This is a genomic window from Tepidanaerobacter sp. EBM-49, from assembly GCF_001896645.1.
Classification (GTDB): domain Bacteria; phylum Bacillota; class Thermosediminibacteria; order Thermosediminibacterales; family Tepidanaerobacteraceae; genus Tepidanaerobacter; species Tepidanaerobacter syntrophicus.
This window is the reverse complement of sequence record NZ_MPPE01000013.1, coordinates 15,376-31,559: the sequence shown is the minus strand read 5'-3', so window position 1 is coordinate 31,559 and position 16,184 is coordinate 15,376. Positions and strand designations below refer to the sequence as shown.

Below are 16,184 nucleotides of genomic sequence, written 5' to 3'. Positions count from 1 at the left end.
GCTTGATATTATACGCCAAAGGCGCCTTTCATTTTACCAAAAAAACCTTTTGATGAGGATTTTACATCTTCTCCGCTGATTTTAGCAAACTGCTCCAAAAGCTCTCGCTGTTCCTCAGTTAGATTCTTAGGTATTATCACTTCTGCTTCCACATACATATCCCCTCTGCCACGGCCTTTACTGCGCGGCATGCCTTTTGATCTTAAGCGGAATCGAGTTCCCGGCTGTGTTCCTTCCGGTATTTTAAGCTTAACTTTGCCGTCTAAAGTAGGAACTTCTATTTCGGTTCCCAGAGCTGCCTGGACAAAGGAAATCGGGACTTTATAAACAAGATCGTCTCCTTCTCTTACAAAAAGCTTGTGGGGCTTTACCCGAACCACAATATACAGATCTCCTGGAGGTCCGCCGTTTTCTCCCGCTTCACCTTCACCTGCAATACGCAATTTAGAACCGCTATCTACTCCGGGGGGAATATTTACTTTAATTTTGCGAGCAACTCTTTTTTTCCCAAGGCCGTTGCACTCAGGACATACTTCCTCGATAATACGACCACTGCCACCACATTTTGGACATGTAGTTACATTGGTAAAGTGTATATTACCTACTGTTTGAGCTTGCCTTACCTGACCAGTGCCTTGGCATGTGGGACATGTCTTTGCGCCGGTGCCGGCTTTAGCTCCAGTGCCGGCGCAAGCCTCGCAATTCTCCATACGGTAAAGTTCAATTTCCTTTTCCGCACCAAAGGCGGCTTCTTCAAGAGTTATCTCTAATTCATATTGAAGATCGGCTCCCCGCATAGGGGCCTTTCTTCTGCTTTGGCTCCTTCTGGAACCTGTGCTTCCGAAACCTCCGCCGAATATATCAAATATATCATCAAAGATACTACCGCCGCCAAAATCACCAAAATCAGTAAAACCACCGAAATTGCCAAATCCACCAAAATTGCCAAATCCACCGGTACCGCTTGTGCTAAAACCACCTTCACCCATTCCTGCATGGCCGAATCGATCATATTGCGCTCTCTTTTCGGGATCGCTAAGAACTTCGTAAGCTTCATTTATTTCCTTGAATTTTTCAGTAGCATCCTTATCCTCTTTGTTTACATCAGGATGATATTTACGGGCTAGCTTTCTATATGCTTTTTTTATTTCTTCTTCGGTTGCATCTCTGCTGACGCCCAACACTTCATAATAATCTCTTTTTTGTGCCAATCGGCATCACCTCATCTAAGTCAGCCCGAAAAGAGCCGTTAATTATCATCATCCACCACTTTATAATCAGCATCTACAACTTTCTCATCGCTTGCAGCGCCGGCTCCCGCATCCTCTTGGCTAGAACCTGAAAAATCATGAGGAGTAGAACCAGCTTGAGCTCCGCTCTGGTACAATTTGGAAGAAATATCATAGAATACTTTTGTAAGTTCATCTGTTGCACTTTTGATTCTATTGATATCATCAGATTCGATAGCAGCTTTCACATCTGCAATCTTATTTCTGACTTTCTCTTCATCTTCTTTGCTAATCTTATCCTTTAAATCAGACAGCATTTTTTCTGATTCGTATACTAACGAGTCAGCTTTATTTTTTGCCTCGATTTTTTCTCTCTTCTTCTTGTCTTCCTCGGCAAATCTTTCTGCATCTTTTATCATTCGTTCAATTTCATCTTGGCTAAGGGTTGAAGTCGCAGAAATTGTAATCTTCTGTTCTTTACCTGTTCCGAGGTCTTTAGCGCTTACGCTTACAATACCATTAGCATCTATATCGAAAGTAACTTGAATTTGCGGCACCCCTCTTGGAGCCGGCGGAATTCCGGTAAGCTGGAACCTTCCAAGCGTAATATTGTCTGCAGCCATCGGACGTTCGCCTTGAAGCACATGGATTTCAACACTTGTTTGACCATCTGCTGCAGTTGTAAATATTTGACTCTTGGATGTGGGAATAGTTGTATTCCTATCAATTATCTTCGTAAATACGCCGCCTAAAGTTTCAATTCCAAGAGACAGTGGTGTTACATCAAGGAGAACCACGTCATCTATTTCTCCCATTAAAACCCCGGCTTGAATTGCAGCTCCAAGGGCTACAACTTCATCCGGATTAAGATCTTTTTGGGGTTCTTTACCCATTAATTTTTTGATTGCTTCTTGTACTGCCGGAATTCTCGTTGAACCGCCCACTAATATTACTTTATCAATGTCCTTAGGCTCTAAACCAGCATCTGATAATGCCCTCTTTGTAGGACCTAAAGTAGCCTCTACCAGATCTCTTGTAAGTTCTTCGAATTTTGCTCTAGTTAAGGTCATCTCTAAGTGTTTGGGACCATTCGCGTCTGCTGTAATAAAAGGCAGATTTATCTCAGTGCTTAAAACACTTGACAATTCTATCTTGGCTCTTTCAGCTGCTTCTTTCAATCTCTGTAGAGCTATACGATCTTTTCTTAAATCAATACCGTGCTCTTTTTTGAACTCTTCTGCTATATAATCGATAATGCGTTGATCGAAATCATCGCCGCCAAGTCTAGTGTTTCCACTGGTAGCTTTTACTTCAAATACTCCATCGCCAACTTCAAGGATAGAGACGTCGAAGGTACCACCACCTAAGTCAAAGACCAAAATCGTATGATCTCCGGTTTTATCAAGGCCGTAAGCAAGTGCTGCAGCTGTAGGCTCATTTATTATTCTGAGCACTTCAAGACCGGCTATTGTACCTGCATCTTTTGTAGCCTGCCGCTGACTGTCTGAAAAATAAGCAGGCACCGTTATAACTGCTTTCGTAATTTTTTCTCCAAGATAGCTCTCCGCATCTTGTTTCAGTTTTCGCAGAATCATCGCGGATATTTCTTGCGGAGTATAAGTTTTATCATCTATATGAACCCTATAATCTGTTCCCATATATCTTTTTATTGATTGAATAGTTCTTTCGGGATTGGTTATAGCTTGCCTTTTTGCCAATTGGCCGACTAAAAGTTGACCATCTTTTGTAAATGCAACTACCGATGGGGTAAGTCTAGAGCCTTCCGCATTCGGTATTATTACAGGTTTGCCACCTTCCATGTATGCTACTACTGAGTTAGTTGTTCCAAGATCTATTCCTATTGCTTTAGTCATATCAAATCACCCCTTTTAATTATTCTTAGAAACTTTAACCATGCTAGGTCTTATTACTTTAGAATTATACATATATCCTTTTCTTACAACCTCAACAACTATACCTGGTTCATGTTCATTACTTTCTACAGTCATTATAGCCTCATGGTAGTACGGATCAAAAGGTTTTCCAAGTGCTTCGATCTCTTTAACACCATGTTTTTCCAGCATTCTTTTAAATTCTTCATATATCATTTCTACGCCTCGATAAAGGTCGCTTTCCTTATCTTCAATTGCAGACAAAGCTCTTTCAAAGTTGTCAAGAATGGGTAGGATGTCTTTTACTAATTTTTCACCTGCATATTTGTGAATTTCCTGGATATCTCTTTCAACCCGTTTTCTGTAATTTTCTAAATCGGCCTGAGTTCTTAACCATTTATTTTTATAGTTATCAATTTCCTTTTCTTTAGCCTCAATAATCTGGCTCATATCAAGATTTTGTTCCATATTATCAGTTATTTCTCCTTTATTTTCTCCTTGAGCCTCACCATCCGGCCCATTTTTTTGCATACTATCATAAGCCTTTCCTTTAGGCTCTATATTGCCTTCTTTATCATTACCGTTACTGCAAAAGTTATCCGCAGTCATGGTATCTCCTTCCCCCTTTCCTTTTTACTCAAGCTGCTTGTGATCTTGTTGCTTTATAAGCCTTAAATATTATAGCATTTCGGCTATTGTTTTAATAATATAATCTGTAACTTGTTCAAGTATCGATATCGCTCTTGAATATTCCATGCGCGTAGGACCCATTATGCTAAATATTCCCACGTTCTTTTTGTTTATAGAAACATCGGCCGTTATTATGCTGAAATCTTGCAGTTCAACAAGCCTGTTTTCATTGCCGATAGTTACGGTAATTGTATTGGGTCTTGATACTTCCTTTAGGGCTCTTGTAATCAACTCATGATGTTCTAACAATGAGAGGAAAGTTTTTACCTTTTCTACATCTTGAAATTCCGGATATTCCAGCATTTTTGAACTGCCCGCGGAAATAAGCGGCGCATTTTGCTGCATTTCTTCAAGATTGTTTAGTAATATTTCCAACAATATATTCAGCAGCTCATCATATTCGATCATTTCATTTCTTATAGCATTCATCAATTCTTCCGTAATTTCTGAGAAAGTTTTTCCTGTAAGATTGTCGTTTAGTATATTTGATATTCTGGTAAGATCAGAATCTGTAAAGTTCTTAGGCAGATCTATAATATGGTGGCTGATGTTGCCGTAATTTGTAACAATAAGCAGTAATCCTTTTTCTTCATCAACTCTGCTGACTTGTATGTGTTTTAAGGAGCTGCTTTCAAGTTGTGGCCCCATTATTACTGCAGTATAGCTTGTAAGTCTCGAAATCACTCGGGCAGCCTGCTTAGTAATTTCTTCTAGATCATTTAATCTTTTTTCAAAAACACGTCTTATTAACTGCTGTTCCATCTCATTAAGTTTTCGCGAAGGCAGCAAAAAATCCACATAATATCTATATCCCTTATGTGATGGAACTCGTCCTGCCGATGTATGCGGCTGGAATAAATAACCTAATTCTTCTAAATCCGCCATTTCATTGCGTATAGTCGCAGGACTTATACCTAGATTATATTTCCTGGCTATCGTTCTAGAGCTGACAGGTTCGGCAGTTGCAATATATTCCTCAATCACTGCCGCTAGTATCTTTAGTTTCCTCTCATCAAGCACCCTGTTCCACCTCCTTTAGCACTCTCATCTTTAGAGTGCTAAACCTAATATATAAATACCACTTACATTACTTTTTGTCAAGAATTTAAGGTAAAAATTCTGCAAAAACTATATTGGCAAAATCCAATCCCTTTTTGGTTAATCTGACTTTATCGCCTTTTTCTTCAATAAGTGCTTCTTTTTTCATATTTTCAACAGCATTTTTGTAAACCTGCATAAATTCTGTACCAAATCTCTGTTTAAAAACTTTTTTATCTATACCTTCCAAAAGACGCAACCCCAAAAAACAAAATTCTGCTTGCTGTTCTCTAATGCTTATATCTTCTCTTTCAGCCACAGCACTTGATAAGTTTTTCATGGAATAAATATAGTCTTCAATCAGTGGATAATTGTAAAATCTTTGATTTTCTATAAAAGAATGGGCTCCTGCTCCAAGTCCAAGATACTCCTTATAGCTCCAATAGATTTTATTATGCTCTGATTGCCTTTTCGGCACCGCAAAATTTGAAATCTCGTAGTGTTCGTAACCGCTTTGATTAAGAATTTTAATCGCTTCATAATACATTTGTCTTTCTTCATCTTCCAAAGGCAATTTAAGTTTTTCTTCTTGCAATAGGCGATAAAATACTGTACCTTCCTCAATAGAAAGGGAATAGCACGATATATGCTCAGGATTTAATTCCAAAACTTGTTGTAAGGTTTCTCTAAAATCATTTACAGATTGTGTAGGAAGGCCAAAAATCAAATCTATATTAATATTATCAAAACCGATGCGGCGAGCTGCTTCGAAATTTATTTTAAAATCTTTAAAGGTATGAATTCTGCCAATTGTTTTTAGTAATCTGTCTTGAGATGCCTGAAGACCTATACTTAGCCTATTTACTTTAGCATATTTTAAAGCCAGAAGCTTTTCTTCTGTCAGCGTTCCAGGATTAGCTTCTATCGTAATTTCGGCATTATCTGATACCGGGATATTTTTGTAAACTGTATGGAAAACATCTTCCAGTTCCTCGGGACTGAGGATGGTAGGCGTCCCGCCGCCGACAAATATAGTCTGCGCAATATAGTCTTTGTCTTTTAGAGTTTCGATTTCTTTTTTTAAAGCAGAAATATACGAAGATATGAGTTCCGGTTTTGTAAATGAATTAAAATCACAGTAATTGCATTTTTTAACACAAAAAGGAATATGAATATAAAGTCCTATTGGTTTCATCTTAATCCATCTTCAATACTGACATAAAGGCTTCTTGTGGAAGTTCTACGTTGCCGATTTTCCGCATTCTCTTTTTGCCTTCTTTTTGTTTTTCTAAAAGTTTTTTCTTACGGGTTATATCTCCGCCATAGCATTTTGCAAGCACATTTTTCCTTAATGCCTTTACTGTCTCCCGGGCGATTATTTTGCCTCCTATAGCTGCTTGTATAGGAATCTCGAATAAATGTCTGGGAATAACATCCTTTAATCTTTCTGCTATTTGGCGCCCGCGAATATATGCCTTGTCCTTGTGTACGATAAAAGAAAGTGCATCGACGATTTCGCCATTAATGAGAATATCAAGTTTTACCATCTCGGATTTTCTGTATCCGGTTATTTCATAATCTAGTGAAGCATAGCCTCGAGTTCTTGACTTAAGCTGGTCGAAAAAGTCATATATTATCTCGGAAAGCGGCATATCGTATCTCAAAATAACCCGCTTTTCATTGATGTATTCCATATCCTTCATTTCCCCACGTCTTTCTTGGCACAGTTCCATAATAGCACCTACATATTCTGTTGGCAGCATTATAGATGCTCGTACGTAAGGTTCTTCAATATAGTCAATTTCAGAAGGATCAGGGAAATTTGTAGGATTATCTATTTCTACTATACTTCCATCGGTCTTAATAACTTTAAAGACAACACTTGGAGCTGTTGTTATAATATTAAGATCATATTCTCGTTCTAGTCTTTCCTGAATAATATCCATATGCAAAAGGCCTAAAAAGCCGCATCTAAATCCAAAACCTAGGGCAGCAGATATCTCGGGCTCAAAAAATAGTGAAGCATCGCTGAGCCGAAGTTTGCCGAGAGCATCTTTTAAATCTTCATATTCTTCCCCTTCTGCCGGATATATGCCGCAAAACACCATCGGTACAGCTTTTTTGTAGCCGGGTAGAGGCTGCTTTGCCGGTTTTTCCGCATCGGTTATTGTATCTCCTACTCGGGTATCGATAACATTTTTTATGCCGGCTGCCACATATCCTACTTCCCCTGCCTCAAGCAAATCTACCGGCTGCATATCAGGATTGAACATGCCTACCTCTGCTACTTCAAAATTTTTTCCGGTAGACATCATCTTTATCATTTGTTTTGCCCTTATGGTTCCATCTATAACTCTGACAAAAGCTACCGCTCCTTTATAAGCATCATAAAGGGAATCAAATATTAAAGCTCTTAGAGGTAAAGAAGCGGATCCTGTCGGAGCAGGCACGCGTTTGACTACAGCCTCCAATATCTCTTCTATTCCTTCGCCGGTTTTTGCCGAAGCCAATATAGCGTCTTGGGCATCAAGGCCGATGATATCTTCAATCTCTCGCTTTGTTTCATCAGGATCAGCGCTTGGAAGATCAATCTTATTTATTACAGGAATAATCTCCAAATTGTGTTCTAAGGCAAGATAAACATTTGCAAGAGTCTGGGCTTCAATACCTTGGGTAGCATCTACCACAAGCAGGGCGCCTTCGCAGGCAGCAAGGCTTCTTGATACTTCATAGTTAAAGTCTACATGCCCCGGTGTATCTATCAGATTTAAAAGATATTCTTCACCATCTTTAGCTTTGTATATCATTCTCACTGCTTTAGCTTTTATGGTAATGCCTCTTTCTTTTTCAAGCTCCATCTTATCCATTACTTGCTCTTGCATCTTTCGTTCAGAGATAGTGCCTGTATATTCTAAAAGCCTATCAGCAAGTGTTGATTTGCCGTGATCTATATGGGCAATAATACAAAAATTTCTTATTCTCTCACGAGGTATGGGCAATGATGTTCCTCCTCTTAATTTCTAAACTTAAATCTAATTATATATTTTTAAGCATTTTTTAGCAATATACCATATATCAAAGCAGTTAATGCTATTTGGAAGCTGAAATAATTTCTTTTCCGGAAAATAGTGCTTGCTATCTTGAACGCAGCAAAGGATCCTTGAAAAAGTTGATAAGATTCTTCCCTGTGATTAAAGTGAAAAAGTCCAGTTTAAATATTTGGCCTTCCCTTGCATTTTGGTAAATGACGTGATAAAATATCCCTAGCGTTTAAGGGGGTGAACACATTTGGCAAATATTGCATCGGCAAAGAAGCGTGCACGTCAGACAATTAAACGGACGCTTCACAATAACAAGATCAAATCACAGGTAAGATATTCCATAAAGAAATTTTCGGAAGCTATCAGTACAGCTGATTCCGAGCAAATACAGGCAAGCCTGAGGGAAGCTATTAAGACTATTGATAAAGCTGCATCCAACGGCGTTATTCACAAAAATGCAGCTGCTCGCAAAAAATCAAGTCTATACAAGAAACTTTCCCAATTAAACAATGCCAGCTAAATTAGCGTAAGCAAAGCTTACGCATTTTTTCTTTATAAAAGATTAAAGCTTACAATATATCTCAAATAGCTGTTTTAGCCGCTAAAAGTTCAATGCCAATTTTTTCATCGATTTTACCGGTTTTTATCGCAATATCTATTTCTTGACAAAGTTTTAATGCCTTTTCTAATTCACCAACTGAAAAATTTTCGGCTTGAGATATTGCTTTTTTAAGCACAAAAGGATGCATTCCTGTCTTTTTTTGAATCATTTCACGCTCTATGCCTTTCATAGATTTTACCGTAAGCAAATTCATTATATGTTTTGATATCATATATAAAATTACCGCTCCCTTTTCTCCTCGCTCCATAAGGTAATTCAGGGATTTAATAGCCTCTGCAGGTCTTTTAGAACCTATATAGTCCATCATTTCAAATATATTACCTTCAAGGGATTTAGAGAAAATCTCATTTAAATCGTTTTGTTCAATCTTTACTCTCTCTCCCACAAATGACGCTATCTTCTTTAATTCATTATCTGCCTGATATAAATCTGTGGTATATTCGGCGATAAAGTAAGCGGTTCTTAAATCTATGCTTTTATTGTAAAGCTTGGCTCTTTTTTGAATCCAAAATGCTTTATCTTTTTGCAAAAGAGGTTTATACTCATAAGCCACGCCGTTTGCTTGAAAAAACTTAAAAATCTTACTGCGTTTATCGACTTGAGATGTGGTAAATATCAGATAAGTATGTGCAGGCACCCTTTTTAGCCTGTCCAAAAACCATTTTTGCCTTTCACTGCTCATCTTGCCTTCATTTTTAAAAAATGATGCATCATAGACAACTACAATTTTCTTTTCGGACATCATAGGAACAGTGTCACAAGCATCGAGTATGTCTTCTTCCTTTGCGTTTTTACCGTCGAAAGAGATGAAATTTATAGCTTGTAAGCCCTGAGGGATAGTTTTATTTTTTAAATTAGCTATTGCTTCATCGATTAGCAGTTTTTCTTCGCCAAAAAAAAGAATAAGGTTTTTCATAAGAACTTCGGCCCTTCATTAATCGTTTTATATATTTTAACATTTTGACCGGAAATTTTAAAGATTATAGCACCGCTGCTATCAGTTCGAAAAATCCTTACATTGTTTTCGTCCAACCGATTTAAAACTTCCGGCGTCGGGTGGCCAAAATTATTATCCTCTCCTACCGAAATCACCGCACATGCCGGCTGAACTTTTTCAAGAAATTCCTTGGATGTAGATGATCTGCTGCCGTGATGGCCCACTTTAAGTACATCTGCTTTTATGTCAAGCCTCGATGCCACAAGCTCTCTTTCTACCTGGTATTCAAGATCTCCGGTGAAAAGAAAACTTATATCATTGTATTTCATTTTTAATACAACAGAGTTGTCGTTACTTGATTGGCTCCCTTGTGCAAGCGGATCGGGATTTAGCACTTTAAAATGTGCACCGTCTACACTAAATCTATCACCTCTTTGAACTTTTAGCGTTTTGATTCCTCTTTTTCGTGCAATTTCTATCATCTCATTGTATATATCAACGTCTTCAGGTGCTCCATACATAATAGCTCCAACATTCACGGAATCCAAAACAGAAAGCAACCCTTTTGCATGGTCGTCATCAAAGTGGCTAAATATCACCAGGTCAATTTCTTTAATTCCTTTCGAATAAAGAAGCGGAATCACTATATCTTCTCCAGTATCAAAGTCCCCTTCATAATATGGAGGAGCTCCTCCCCCATCAATTAAGATTGTTTTATTTCCTCTTGTTTTTATCAAAATGCAATCACCCTGTCCCACATCTACAAAAGTCACCTCGAAACTCTTGAAAGGCCCAGCAGAAAAAATCGCAATTATAACAAATAAAATCAGTGCTATAGGCTTTTTCCATTTTACATTATTTTTCTCGCTTATCCCGGCAATCTGCAGAATATCAAATAAAAGGAGTAATAACAAAAAATATAGGGCTATGATCAAAGGAGAAGGTGTAGAAATTATTACGGAAGCAAAGGGAAATTTAGATGCTGTCATTACAATTTTTTCAATAAGTTTTAGTAAAACATATGGAACCTTGATAAAAAAGGCTCCGACAGCAGGAAATAAGAGACCTGTAATCCCGGATACAAGTCCTGTAATTAGTGCAGCACTTGCCAGCGGCACTACGAGAAGATTTGCAATAGATCCCGTAAGCGATATGCTGTTAAAATAATATGCTGCAAAAGGCGCTACTGCAAGCTGGGCTGAAATCATTACAGCTAATGGGTCTTTTAAAAAAGCCGGGATTTTATCAAAAAGTGCCCTTAGTTTCTCAAATAAAACGACAATCCCGCTGACCGCCGCATATGAAAGTTGAAAACTTATCGAAAAAAGATTTAACGGATTTATAATTAATAAAACTGTCGCAGAAAGACACAATGTGTTTATTGAATCGTTTTTTCTGCCAACAAGTTTTGAAAACATCAAAGTTATTATCATTATGGCAGCTCTAACCGCAGAAGGTGAAAGTCCTGCCATTGCACTATAAAATATCAGTGCGCCGGTTTTGCTCATAAAAGATATTACAGGTGGAAGTTTTAATTTATAAGTCAAGAATTCAAGAGCCCCATAAACTATGCCGGCATGAAGGCCGGAAACCGCCAAGATGTGAGCTGCTCCGACGTTTTTTACTGCTTTCATTGTATCTTTTGGAATTTCATCTTTTATCCCAAGAGTAATTCCCGTCATTATTGGAGAAATGTCCTCGGGAAGATGAAGGCTATAAAATGCTGTAAGATGCTGTCTTAAAGAAAAAGCCGCTGCCATAAATGGGTTTTTCCGAGCCTCGGATATCTTTTCTACTTTATCAGAAAACATTTTGGCACCGATGCCTTTTTGCAAAAGATATGCTCTGTAATCTATGCCATTTGGATTTCTCCTTTGCTGGGGCAATTTAAGCTTTCCCGAAAACTTTATTATATCACCATAGTTATATATACTCTTGTCTTGATTAATAATAGTGGAAAGCCTGATTTTTCCGCTGGCAGGTATGTATTTCCTGTTTTGCAGCACAGAAGACACTTTTACATTATAAATAGCGCGATCGCCTTTTATGGTAGGCGTATCGTTTACCGTTCCTATTACGATCTGTTGGCTTCCTGTAAATTCAGCTATTGTGCCCTTAGATGCTAAAACTCTAAAATTGCAGTAACAAATCCCTATTACAAAGATTAAGATGCCGGATAAGACTTTCCTTCTATTGTTTTTGTTTTGCACAATGGTTAAAGAGACTATTAAAGCCAAAACGATAGCAACTGTAGCTATAATTATAATATTGATTTTCTCCATATAAGCTGCTGCTATTATTCCTATGGAGAAATATGTAACAAAAAATTGAAAGGGACGATGCATTTATATAGCTCCTTAAGATTTTATGAAAAGCCTTATAATGCTTACTTCTTCGATGGTGTCTAAAATCCCTTTTTAAATTTAAAATTTAACTAGATAAAAAATTTAAAATTTAACTAGATAAAAAAGAGGAAAAACCAAATCTCTGGAGAATATATATTATGGAAAATAAATAATAAACTTTTTAGGTGCCTGTAATGTATTACGGGAGAATAGGGAATCAGGTGAAAATCCTGCAGCGGACCCGCCACTGTAAGCAGGGAGCTGTTCACAATTGCCACCGAAGATAGAAGTCTTTCGGGAAGGCGTGAATCAGCATTGAACTGCAAGCCAGGAGACCTGCCTAAAAATGTTTATGAGTCTTTAGGATGATGGCAAAGTCCTAAGATTGAACTTTCAATCTTAGGACTTTTTATTTTACTACAAAATTATTTATTTACCCTAAGGAGGTAATTTGAAATGGATAAGATTGAAGAGACAATTCAAAAGATCGGTCCTTTGGACCAAGATGCTATGAAAAAAGCCCAAGCTCGATTAGATGATCTTACAAAACCCCAGGGAAGCTTAGGCATGTTGGAAGCTATTGCAAAACAGATAGCCGGTATAACGCGCACTCCTATACCTGATTTACCAAAAAAAGCCGCAATTTTAATGGCAGGCGATCATGGAATCGTAAAAGAGGGGGTAGCTCCTTTTCCTCAGGAAGTCACATCCCAAATGCTGTTTAACTTTGTAAACGGTGGAGCTGCCATGAGTGTCCTTACGCGGCACGAAAACGCTAAATTATATGTGGTAGATGTAGGAGTTGCCCAAGATTTGCCGGATGTGCCTAATATTATAAAGAAAAAGGTTGCCTATGGCACAAGAAACATGGCAGAAGGTCCTGCAATGACTCGTCAAGAAGCCGCCAAGGCAATCGAGGTAGGCATAGAAGTGGCTGAAATGGCTATAAACGAGGGTGCCGGTTTGACAGCTATAGGTGAAATGGGTATAGGAAATACTAGCCCAAGTTCTGCTATCGTTGCGACATATAGTAAAATGCCGGTTAGAGAAGTGGTAGGCAGAGGCACCGGAGTAGATGACGAAAGACTTAAAATAAAAATATCCGCCATTGAAAAAGCTCTATCTGTAAATAATCCTGACCCCAGCGATCCGTTAGATGTCCTGTCTAAAGTCGGCGGACTTGAAATAGCAGGTCTTGCAGGGGTAATACTTGGATGCGCAGCAAACCGCGTTCCGGTCATCATCGACGGATTTATCTCAGGCGCAGCGGCACTTATTGCAGCACAAATGGCGCCTCTTGCAAAAGATTATATGTTGGGTTCTCACCTTTCTGAAGAACCCGGTCATAAAGTGATACTTGACTTTCTAGGCATCAAACCTATCTTGATTATGAACATGAGGCTTGGTGAAGGCACCGGAGCCGCCCTTGCAATGAATTTAGTAGATGCAAGTCTGAAAATATTAAGGGAAATGGCTACATTTAGTGAAGCCGGTGTTTCTTCAAAATAAAAAGATATATAAAGTTCACGCTATCATGCACAAACGGCCACTCATTTTGCGAGTGGTCGTTTGTATATAATTTTATGTATACAAGCTGCTCTTTATTTTAAAGGTTCAATAATGTATAATTTATTCAAAAAGGCCTAACAAAATACTCAAAATTTCAGGAGGAGTTTTATGTTTTTCTTTGGCATTTTTGGAATCCAACAAAAAGAGCGTACGATTAAAGAATTTGATAATGTAATTTGCCCTGAATGTGGTAAGCTTACTAGGGCAGAACTTTGGGAGTCATTTACATACTTTCATTTTTTCTTTATACCTATTTTTAAATGGAATCGTCAGTATTACATTAAATTAAGGTGCTGCGGAGCCATATTCATGGTAGACCCGGATTACGCCAAAGAGCTGAAGCGAGATGGTGAAATAGATTTCAACCGTCTTCAAAAGATAAAAATACCAAAAAATATTTGCCCGAATTGTGGAAGCTTTATAAATCCAAGTTTTGCTTATTGTCCTTTTTGCGGACAAAAGCTGCTTTGAACCAAATCATCCATAGAGTAATATCCCGGTTTTTGGGCTGCGGTAAATCTTATCGCTTTAAGAGCTCCGGAGGCCAAAACTTTCCTAGATGTCAAGTTATGTGAAATTGATATGGTCTCATCTTCTCCTATAAAAAGAACAGTGTGTTCTCCAACCAGGTTACCGCCGCGAATGGAATGTATTCCGATTTCGTTTTTGTCACGCTTTTTTCTGACATCTGCTCTATTATAGACATAAAAAGCATCTTTGCGCACTTTTTTTACAGAATCAGCAATCATAAGCGCTGTGCCGCTTGGCGCATCTATTTTTTGATTATGGTGCTTTTCAATAATCTCAATATCATGGTCTGTGAGAACTTCAGTCATTTGTCTTGTTATGTTGGAAAGTAGCGCTATCCCAAGGCACATATTATGTGAAACAAATACCGGCACAGATTTTGCGGCATTATGAAGCATCTCCTTATGCTCATCTGTAAGTCCGGTAGTCCCTATAACAAGTGCTGCATTTTTTTCTACAGCATACTTTGTAAGATTTTTTATAGCAGAAGGATTTGAAAAATCTATTATTACATCAGGTACCTCAGGAATTTTATATAAGTCATCATAAATTTTTAAATTCTCGCTGCCTTTTGCAAATAAATCGAATCCTCCTATAACTTTTATATCATCTGATGTGTTTATAAGGTCTGTAACGGCCTGTCCCATTTTACCCCCAGCGCCGCTTACTACTACTTTTATCATACCTTTAGCCTCCTTTAAGTTGCGACAATTATTCATTATCAACAATAAAAATTATAATTATTTGTAATAATACCACGTTACTTTTTATTATTCAATAACTATTTTTATATAATTTTTATGCATTTTTTAAATTTTATATAACAGCTAACACAGGGGAGGAACAAACAAACATAACATAACACAGGAACACAGAGACCAGCTAACTAAACAGGACAGCATAGAGACCAGCTAACTAAAGTCAAGTCATTTTTTGAACACAGGGGGACGGTTCTTTTGTGTTGTCAGACAACACAAAAGAACCGTCCCCCTGTGTTCACCCCTGTGTTCACCCCTGTGTACCTTGTGTACCTTGCTTACAAGCCGATATCTTTTCGGTAATGCATGCCCTCAAAACGTATTTTTGATACAGATTCATAAGCTAATTTTCTTGCTTCATCAACATCTTTACCTAAAGCGGTAACCCCAAGAACCCTGCCTCCTGCAGTAATGATTTTCCCGTCTTTTTCTGCTGTTCCGGCATGAAAAACTATGCTTCCATTCTTTTCAGCATCATCTAAACCACTTATAACTTTACCTGTTTCATAATGGCCCGGATATCCGCCGGAGGCAATTACTACGCATACTGCAACTTCACTTTTCCATTCTATTTTCGCATTCGTTAGATCGCCATCTATTACAGCTTGCATAACTTCCACCAAATCAGTTTTAAGTCTTGGAATTACAACTTGAGCTTCCGGATCGCCGAAGCGGCAGTTATATTCAAGAACTTTAGGGCCGTTTTTTGTAATCATGAGACCGGTATATAGAACTCCTTGAAAAGGAGCTCCTTCGCTAGCCATTGCATCAATTGTCCCCTGTATTATATCGCGTTCTACTATTTTTGCTATTTCGGGAGTATATGCAGGGGCAGGGGAAACTGCCCCCATGCCGCCTGTATTTGGCCCTTTATTATTGTCAAAGACTCTTTTGTGGTCTCTACTGCTTACCATAGGCACCGCTCTTTTTCCGTCGCAAAAAGCCAGCACTGTTACTTCGGGCCCTTCTAAATATTCTTCAAGAACTATGCGGGAGCCGGATTTGCCAAAGGCTTTATCTATCATCATGGTTTTTACCGCTTCTTTGGCAGTGCTTCTGTCGGGAGCGATTATAACTCCTTTGCCTGCAGCTAAACCATCAGCCTTTACTACAATCGGCATCGGAGCAGTGTCAATATAGGATATGGCATCATTTGGATCTTCGAAAACCTTGTAATCTGCTGTTGGTATATTATACTTTTTCATCAAGTTTTTAGAAAATATTTTGCTTCCTTCTATTTGAGCTGCAGCTTTGTCGGGACCAAAAACAGTCAATCCTCTGTTTTTGAATTCATCTACAATCCCTGCTACAAGCGGCGCTTCCGGCCCTACAACGGTAAGATCTATGTTATTTTTCTTTGCAAACTCAGCAAGTCCTGGTATGTCTTCTGCAGCTATATTTACACATGTTGCCAATCGGCCGATACCGGGGTTTCCGGGCGCAGCATATATTTCGTCAATTTGGGGGCTTTTGGCAAGTTTCCACACAATCGCGTGTTCTCTGCCTCCTCCTCCCACCACTAGGACTTTCACGCA

Annotated in this window: 13 protein-coding genes and 1 riboswitch; of the genes, 3 read left to right on the top strand and 10 right to left on the bottom strand. The window is 38.4% G+C overall.

All coding sequences use genetic code 11. The features are described from left to right. Positions 1 to 8: 8 nt before the first annotated feature. The 6 genes from dnaJ to lepA form a co-directional block, all read right to left on the bottom strand. Positions 9 to 1,211 carry a molecular chaperone DnaJ gene (gene dnaJ / locus BUE08_RS02145; RefSeq protein ID WP_286680245.1) on the bottom strand — a complete coding sequence of 401 codons (1,203 nt, stop codon included), beginning with the start codon at positions 1,209 to 1,211 and terminating at the stop codon, positions 9 to 11. 38 nt (positions 1,212 to 1,249) lie between these two features. Then, positions 1,250 to 3,103: a molecular chaperone DnaK gene (dnaK, locus tag BUE08_RS02140; RefSeq protein WP_059032965.1), complete on the bottom strand. Its 1,854-nt coding sequence runs from the start codon at positions 3,101 to 3,103 to the stop codon at positions 1,250 to 1,252. Positions 3,104 to 3,118: 15 nt separating this feature from the next. Next, on the bottom strand, positions 3,119 to 3,730 hold the full coding sequence (grpE, locus tag BUE08_RS02135; RefSeq protein ID WP_083497715.1) for a nucleotide exchange factor GrpE: 612 nt from the start codon (positions 3,728 to 3,730) through the stop codon (positions 3,119 to 3,121). Positions 3,731 to 3,799: 69 nt separating this feature from the next. Further along, complete coding sequence (hrcA, locus tag BUE08_RS02130; RefSeq protein WP_273039255.1) at positions 3,800 to 4,831, bottom strand: heat-inducible transcriptional repressor HrcA; 1,032 nt, start codon at positions 4,829 to 4,831, stop codon at positions 3,800 to 3,802. Between the two features lie 85 nt (positions 4,832 to 4,916). Beyond that, on the bottom strand, positions 4,917 to 6,044 hold the full coding sequence (gene hemW, locus BUE08_RS02125) for a radical SAM family heme chaperone HemW (RefSeq protein WP_286680244.1): 1,128 nt from the start codon (positions 6,042 to 6,044) through the stop codon (positions 4,917 to 4,919). A gap of 1 nt (position 6,045) precedes the next feature. Next, on the bottom strand, positions 6,046 to 7,848 hold the full coding sequence (gene lepA, locus BUE08_RS02120) for a translation elongation factor 4 (protein WP_059032968.1): 1,803 nt from the start codon (positions 7,846 to 7,848) through the stop codon (positions 6,046 to 6,048). A 289-nt stretch (positions 7,849 to 8,137) separates the two neighbouring features. Between lepA and rpsT the strand changes: the two genes are divergently transcribed. Then, a complete protein-coding gene (gene rpsT / locus BUE08_RS02115; protein WP_059032969.1) occupies positions 8,138 to 8,410 on the top strand; it encodes a 30S ribosomal protein S20 in 273 nt (90 codons plus the stop codon). Positions 8,411 to 8,471: 61 nt separating this feature from the next. Here rpsT and holA read toward each other — a convergent pair whose 3' ends face one another. Together holA and BUE08_RS02105 are read right to left on the bottom strand one after the other, a co-directional pair. Continuing rightward, on the bottom strand, positions 8,472 to 9,428 hold the full coding sequence (gene holA, locus BUE08_RS02110; RefSeq protein ID WP_286680243.1) for a DNA polymerase III subunit delta: 957 nt from the start codon (positions 9,426 to 9,428) through the stop codon (positions 8,472 to 8,474). Next, a complete protein-coding gene (locus BUE08_RS02105) occupies positions 9,425 to 11,794 on the bottom strand; it encodes a DNA internalization-related competence protein ComEC/Rec2 (RefSeq protein ID WP_286680242.1) in 2,370 nt (789 codons plus the stop codon). The genes holA and BUE08_RS02105 overlap by 4 nt, the downstream gene beginning before the upstream one ends. 166 nt (positions 11,795 to 11,960) lie before the next feature. Continuing rightward, a riboswitch (cobalamin riboswitch) is annotated at positions 11,961 to 12,152 on the top strand. A gap of 98 nt (positions 12,153 to 12,250) precedes the next feature. Between BUE08_RS02105 and cobT the strand changes: the two genes are divergently transcribed. Together cobT and BUE08_RS02095 are read left to right on the top strand one after the other, a co-directional pair. Beyond that, positions 12,251 to 13,303 carry a nicotinate-nucleotide--dimethylbenzimidazole phosphoribosyltransferase gene (gene cobT, locus BUE08_RS02100; protein ID WP_213951683.1) on the top strand — a complete coding sequence of 351 codons (1,053 nt, stop codon included), beginning with the start codon at positions 12,251 to 12,253 and terminating at the stop codon, positions 13,301 to 13,303. A gap of 168 nt (positions 13,304 to 13,471) precedes the next feature. Further along, entirely contained in the window at positions 13,472 to 13,834 is a 363-nt protein-coding gene (locus BUE08_RS02095) for a zinc ribbon domain-containing protein (protein WP_213951682.1), read from the top strand. On the opposite strand, the gene dapB is transcribed toward BUE08_RS02095, so the two are convergent. Together dapB and purD are read right to left on the bottom strand one after the other, a co-directional pair. Then, positions 13,801 to 14,574 (bottom strand): 4-hydroxy-tetrahydrodipicolinate reductase, encoded by a 774-nt coding sequence (gene dapB, locus BUE08_RS02090; protein ID WP_059032974.1) that lies wholly within the window; start codon positions 14,572 to 14,574, stop codon positions 13,801 to 13,803. The genes BUE08_RS02095 and dapB overlap by 34 nt on opposite strands. 353 nt (positions 14,575 to 14,927) lie before the next feature. Next, a complete protein-coding gene (gene purD, locus BUE08_RS02085; RefSeq protein ID WP_286680241.1) occupies positions 14,928 to 16,181 on the bottom strand; it encodes a phosphoribosylamine--glycine ligase in 1,254 nt (417 codons plus the stop codon). Positions 16,182 to 16,184 lie beyond the last annotated feature (3 nt).

Bases quoted from the DNA above. Each gene is read 5' to 3' on its own strand.
- dnaK (WP_059032965.1), bottom strand. From the start codon at position 3,103: ATGACTAAAGCAATAGGAATAGATCTTGGAACAACTAACTCAGTAGTA.
- grpE (WP_083497715.1), bottom strand. From the start codon at position 3,730: ATGACTGCGGATAACTTTTGCAGTAACGGTAATGATAAAGAAGGCAAT.
- hemW (WP_286680244.1), bottom strand. From the start codon at position 6,044: ATGAAACCAATAGGACTTTATATTCATATTCCTTTTTGTGTTAAAAAA.
- holA (WP_286680243.1), bottom strand. From the start codon at position 9,428: ATGAAAAACCTTATTCTTTTTTTTGGCGAAGAAAAACTGCTAATCGAT.
- BUE08_RS02105 (WP_286680242.1), bottom strand. From the start codon at position 11,794: ATGCATCGTCCCTTTCAATTTTTTGTTACATATTTCTCCATAGGAATA.
- cobT (WP_213951683.1), top strand. From the start codon at position 12,251: ATGGATAAGATTGAAGAGACAATTCAAAAGATCGGTCCTTTGGACCAA.
- BUE08_RS02095 (WP_213951682.1), top strand. From the start codon at position 13,472: ATGTTTTTCTTTGGCATTTTTGGAATCCAACAAAAAGAGCGTACGATT.
- dapB (WP_059032974.1), bottom strand. From the start codon at position 14,574: ATGATAAAAGTAGTAGTAAGCGGCGCTGGGGGTAAAATGGGACAGGCC.